Origin of the sequence: Streptomyces sp. SID14478 (assembly GCF_010548525.1) — a bacterium.
Taxonomy (GTDB): Bacteria; Actinomycetota; Actinomycetes; order Streptomycetales; family Streptomycetaceae; genus Streptomyces.
In genome coordinates this window covers 1-5,127 of sequence record NZ_JAAGMG010001104.1, presented here as the reverse complement: position 1 = coordinate 5,127, position 5,127 = coordinate 1, and the positions used below count along the sequence as shown (strand labels likewise).

The 5,127-nt window shown below is 73.7% G+C and carries 4 protein-coding genes and 1 pseudogene; 3 read left to right on the top strand and 2 right to left on the bottom strand.

Going from position 1 to position 5,127, the window contains the following annotated elements; genetic code table 11:
- Positions 1–1,467: CDP-glycerol glycerophosphotransferase family protein (locus G3I40_RS35630; RefSeq protein WP_164558975.1), on the top strand; the 1,467-nt coding region annotated here is incomplete at its 5' end.
- Positions 1,467–3,131, top strand: a complete 1,665-nt coding sequence (locus G3I40_RS35625; protein ID WP_164558974.1) for a glycosyltransferase family 2 protein — start codon at positions 1,467–1,469, stop codon at positions 3,129–3,131. The genes G3I40_RS35630 and G3I40_RS35625, both read left to right, overlap by 1 nt.
- Here G3I40_RS35625 and G3I40_RS35620 read toward each other — a convergent pair.
- On the bottom strand, positions 3,104–4,108 hold the full coding sequence (locus G3I40_RS35620) for a YafY family protein (protein WP_164558973.1): 1,005 nt from the start codon (positions 4,106–4,108) through the stop codon (positions 3,104–3,106). The two genes, G3I40_RS35625 and G3I40_RS35620, sit on opposite strands and share 28 nt — an antisense overlap.
- 130 nt (positions 4,109–4,238) lie before the next feature.
- On the opposite strand from G3I40_RS35620, the gene G3I40_RS35615 reads away from it, so the two are divergent.
- Positions 4,239–4,643 carry a VOC family protein gene (locus tag G3I40_RS35615; protein ID WP_164558972.1) on the top strand — a complete coding sequence of 135 codons (405 nt, stop codon included), beginning with the start codon at positions 4,239–4,241 and terminating at the stop codon, positions 4,641–4,643.
- A 7-nt stretch (positions 4,644–4,650) separates the two neighbouring features.
- Here G3I40_RS35615 and G3I40_RS35610 read toward each other — a convergent pair.
- Positions 4,651–5,127 (bottom strand): annotated as a pseudogene (locus G3I40_RS35610) (hypothetical protein); the annotation flags it as partial.

The window sequence follows — 5,127 nt, the reverse complement described above, 5'->3', positions numbered from 1 at the left end:
TACGACCTGATGGCGACGGAGTGCATGCGCGTCGTGGCGCGCGAGGCGATGCCGGACGCCGTGGCGCGGGCGTTCTTCCACCGGGCGTCCGCGGCGGCCGTGCGGTGGCGGCCCGAGGGGTACCGGCGGCCCGGCGGCCTGGAGGGCGTCCGGCGGCGCCTGCTGGAGGAGGACGCGTACACGAAGTACCGCGCGTTCCAGGCCGCGAACCACCGGCGGCGCGACCTGAGGACGGCGGTGCGCGCCCGCAAGAAGCAGCTCGGCGCGAAGGTCCACGACCTGCACTACCGGCGCGCCCTGCGCGAGCCCCTCGACCCGGACCTGGCCGTGTTCTCCGCCTACTGGGACCGCGGGGTGGCCTGCAACCCGGGCGCGATCGCGGCGAAGCTCGCCGAACTCGCCCCGCACATCCACCCGGTGTGGGTCGTGTCGCGGGCGACGGAGCCGCTCCTGCCGCCCGGCACGGACCACGTCGTGCCCGGCACGCGCCGCTACTGGGAGGTGATGGCCCGCGCCACGTACCTGACCAACAACGTCAACTTCCCGAACGCGGTGGTCAAACGGCCCGGCACGGTCCACCTCCAGACCCACCACGGCACGCCGCTGAAGAAGATGGGCCTCGACCAGCTCGACTACCCCACCGCCTCCAAGGGCCTCGACTTCGACGCGCTGCTGTCCCGCATCGACAAGTGGGACTACAGCGTCAGCGCCAACAGCCACTCCACCCGCATGTGGGAGCACGCCTACCCCTCGCACTACGCGTCACTGGACCACGGCTACCCGCGCAACGACGTCTACTACAGCGCCGGCGCCGCCGACATCCGCGCGATCCGCGACCGGCTCGGCATCGCCCCCGGCCGGCGCGCCCTGCTGTACGCGCCGACGCACCGGGACTACGAGGCGGGCTGGACCCCGCGCCTGGACCTGGCGACCCTCGCCGAGCGGCTCGGCGACGACACCGTCCTGCTGGTGCGCGGCCACTACTTCTACGGCGGCGCCGCCTCCCCGCTGGCGAGCCTGCGCCGCAGCGGCCGGGTCGTCGACGTCTCCGCATACGACCCGGTGGAGGAACTGGCGCTGGCCTCGGACGCGTTGATCACGGACTACTCCTCCATCATGTTCGACTACGCCAACCTGGACCGCCCGATCATCAGCTACGCCGACGACTGGGAGACGTACGCGAAGACCCGCGGCACCTACTTCGACCTGATGGCCGAGCCGCCGGGCCATGTGGCGCGCACGCAGGAGGAGTTGACGGAACTGCTCGTCACCGGCGCGTGGTGCGACGAGGCGTCCGCGAAGGTCCGCGCGCACTTCCGGCGCCGCTTCTGCGAGTTCGACGACGGGCACGCCGCCGAGCGGGTCGTGCGCCGGGTCTTCCTCGGTGAGCCCGAGGAGGACCTGCCGCCGGTCGTGCCGGTGTCCGCCCGCACCCCCGCCCCCACGCCCGAGGAGGCGACCCGCTGATGGCGTTCACCCCGGACGTGACGGTCACCGTCATCGTCTTCAACGACGCGGAGCGCCTGCCGCGCGCGGTCGCCTCGCTCCAGGCGCAGACCCACCAGAACATCGAGATCGTCATCAGCGACGACCACTCGACGGACCACACCCCCGAGGTGGCACGGGAGTTGGCGGCGGCGGACCACCGCATCACCTATCTCCGCCTCCCGGAGAACTCGGGCGGGTGCAGCGCCCCGCGCAACCGGGCGCTCGACATCGCCCGCGCCCCGTACCTGATGTTCCTCGACAGCGACGACGAACTCCCGCCGCGCGCCATCGAGTTGCTGCTCGGCGCGCACCGCGAGCGCCCCGACATCGACTTCGCGATGGGCGCGGTGGAGCGGGTCCGCGTCGACACGGGCCGCACCTCCGTGTGGATGCCGCACCTGGTCGCCGAGCGCCGCACGGTGAACGGCATCGAGGCCGAACCCGGCCTGTTCTTCGAGCACCTGTCGACCAGCAAGATGTACGCCCGCGCCTTCCTGGACCGGCACGGCCTGCGCTTCCCCGAGGGCATCCACTACGAGGACCAGCTCTTCTCCGCGCAGGCCTACTGCCTCGCGAAGGCCTTCACGATCGTCCCGGAGCCGGTGTACCGCTGGTACATCGCCCCGTACGCCGAGGAGACCGCGGCCTCCATCTCCAACCAGCGCCACAAGCTGACCAACGTCCGCGACCGCGTCCACGTACAGGAACTCATCGACGACTTCCTGGTGCACGGCGGGTACAGCGCGGCGCTGCGCGAGGCGAAGGACCACAAGTTCCTCAAGCACGACTTCCGCATGTACGCGGGAGATCTGCCGTACCGGGACGACGCGTGGCTGGCGGACTTCGCCGGGATCGTGAACCCGTACCTGGATCGGCTCGCCCCGGGCGCGTTCGCCCGGCTGCCGCGCGCCGAGCGGGTCGTGCTGCAGCTCGTGCGCGACGGCCGCCTCGACGAGGCACGGCTCGCGGCGCGGGGCCTCGGCCACGAGGTCGCTCCGCGGGCGACGGTCCCGGACGCCGCCGGGGTCGTCTACTGGGGCACGAAGGTCCCCGAGACCGCGCGGGGCCGTCGTGAACTTGCCCTGTCCGACCTGGCGTTGGAGGCGCGGCCGTTCCCCCGGGCCCAGTTCCGGCACGAGATCGTCTCGCTGGAGCGGGCCGCCGGACCGGCCTGCCTCGACCTGCTGATCCGCACCTACGACCCCGGGCTGCGCCTGCCGGTCGGCCCGCAGGTCGCGTCGCTGGTCATCTCCCCGGGCCGCAGGCGCATGACCGTCCGCTTCCGCCTCGACCCGGTGCGCCCCGGCGTCTTCGAGGGCCGGGTCCGGCTCGACGTCGCCGCCGCGGCGCTGCCCCCGCAGGGCTTCGAGGGCACCCGCCACCCCCTGCTCCAGCTCCAGGCCCCCGGAGGCCTGCGCAACACGGGCCTGCTGCTGGCCCCCCTCGACTTCCCGGCCTTCACCGCCGAGGTCTCCCGGCACCGGGTGACGGTGGAGCCCGAGGGCAGGGGCGCGGGACGGTTGCAGGTGCGGTGGGAGCCGGTGGGGCTGACGGCGAGCGTGGTGCGGCCCGTGGCGCGCCGGGTGGGACGCAGCCCGGTGGCCCGCAAGGTCCGTCAGGCGGTGCGGCTGGCCCGCGCGTAGGACCCGAGGCGCTCCGCGAACGCGGCCACGAGGTCGCGCAGTTCGTCGGGGCCCTCGACGACGAACGGGCGGTCCAGCGCGGCCAGCACCGGGGGCAGCCAGTCGAGCCGCTCCGCCCGCAGCCGGACGCGCCACCACACCTCGCGCTCCCGGACGGCCCCCACCACGGGCTCTTCCTCGTCCTCCTCCAGGAGCGCGACACTGGCCGGAAGGTGCGCGCGGATCCGCTTCTTCGTGCCGTGGACGCGCAGGGTCACCTCGTGCCGGTACGCGGCCGTGGCGAAGCCCGTCAGCACGCGCTCCGCCGGGGCCACGTCCTCGGGCGGCTCGAAGGAGCCGGGCAGGGTCCGGGCGTCCGCGATGCGGTCGAGCCGGAAGGTCCGGTCCTCGCCGCTGTCGTCGTCGCGGCCCGTGACGTACCACCGCCCCGCGTGGGAGACGATCCCGTAGGCGTGCAGCGTGCGTTCGCTGCGCCGCCCGTCGCCGTCGGTGTAGCGCATCGAGACCGGCCGGTGGTGGCGGACCGCGTCGGCGACGGTGAGCAGGACCCCGGCGTCCGGGGTGGCCCGCTCCCCCGGCTGCTCGGTGAAGGCGAGGGACTCCAGGAGCGTGTCGAGCCGTCGGGCGACGTGCCGGGGCAGCACCCGCCGGATCTTGGCCGAGGCCGTCTCGCTCGCGGTCCGCCCCGCCGCCGTCAGCCCCGTCCGGCGCCCGGCGATCAGGCCGAGCAGCACGGCCAGCGCCTCGTCGTCGCCGAGCATGAGCGGGGGCAGGCGGTACCCCGGGGCGATCCGGTACCCGCCGTAGCGGCCGCGCACCGACTCCACGGGGACGTCGAGGTCGATCAGCCGGCCCACGTAGCGGCGCACGGTGCGTCCCTCGACGCCGAGCCGCTCGGCCAGCTCGGCCACGGTGCGGGTGCCGCCCGACTGCAGCAGCTCCAGAAGTGTCAGTACGCGGGCGGCGGGACGGGACATGTCTCCAGCCTACGGCCGATACCGGACCGAATCTGTCCTCTATCTCTCCTAACGTGCACAGCACAGCGCAGCACCGGTACGACACCGTCCGCGCCCCGCCCCCTCCCACCCGCACGCTCGGAGCCACCCCATGAACTTCGTCTCGATCCGCATCATCACCGACGACCTCGCCCGCCTCGTCGCCTTCTACGAGCACGTCACCGGGGTCCGGGCGACGTGGGCCACCGAGGACTTCGCGGAGCTCGCCACCCCCACCGCGACGCTCGCGCTCGCGAGCACCCGCACCGTCCCGCTGTTCGCGCCCGGCTCGGCCCGCCCGGCGCGGAACCAGAGCGTGATCACCGAGTTCCTCGTCGACGACGTGGACCGCGTCCACCGGAACCTGACCGACTCCGGCCACCTCACGGACGTCGTCGCCGGACCCACCACGATGCCGTGGGGCAACCGGTCGCTGCTGTTCCGCGACCCGGACGGCAACCTCGTCAACTTCTTCACCCCGGTCACCGCGGCGGCCGTCGCGAAGTTCTCGCGCTGAGTCTCCGCTACCGCGGCACGCGGTACAGGATCTGACCGCGCGGGCCCACGGCGACCCGTTCCAGCGGCAGCCCGCCGTCGCCGGGGTACGCCACGACCCACCGCACGTCGTAGCGCCGCAGCACGTCGAGGCGCCGGGCCCGCGACGCGTCCGACGCGAAGTACATGCGCACCGCCGCCACCCGCTCCTGCTCGTCGCCCAGGAAGAAGTCCGGATACCCGGGGGCCACCGTGTACGCCCCGTACGCCGGGATCTGCCGGGCCGGCCACTGCTTGGCGAGCACCACGTCCCCGTACCTCACCCAGGGCGTGATCCAGTGGTAACCCGGCCACGGCTCCCGGTACTTGGCGGCGACCGGCGCGGGCAGCGCCGAGCGCGGCAGGACGTATCCGAGCGTGCCCGACTGGGTCCACGCGCCGAGGGCCAGCGCCGCCGCGAGCACCCAGCCGAAGGCGCCGCGCACCGCCCGGCTCGGGGCGCAGAA

Bases quoted from the DNA above. Each gene is read 5' to 3' on its own strand.
- G3I40_RS35625 (WP_164558974.1), top strand. From the start codon at position 1,467: ATGGCGTTCACCCCGGACGTGACGGTCACCGTCATCGTCTTCAACGAC.
- G3I40_RS35620 (WP_164558973.1), bottom strand. From the start codon at position 4,108: ATGTCCCGTCCCGCCGCCCGCGTACTGACACTTCTGGAGCTGCTGCAG.
- G3I40_RS35615 (WP_164558972.1), top strand. From the start codon at position 4,239: ATGAACTTCGTCTCGATCCGCATCATCACCGACGACCTCGCCCGCCTC.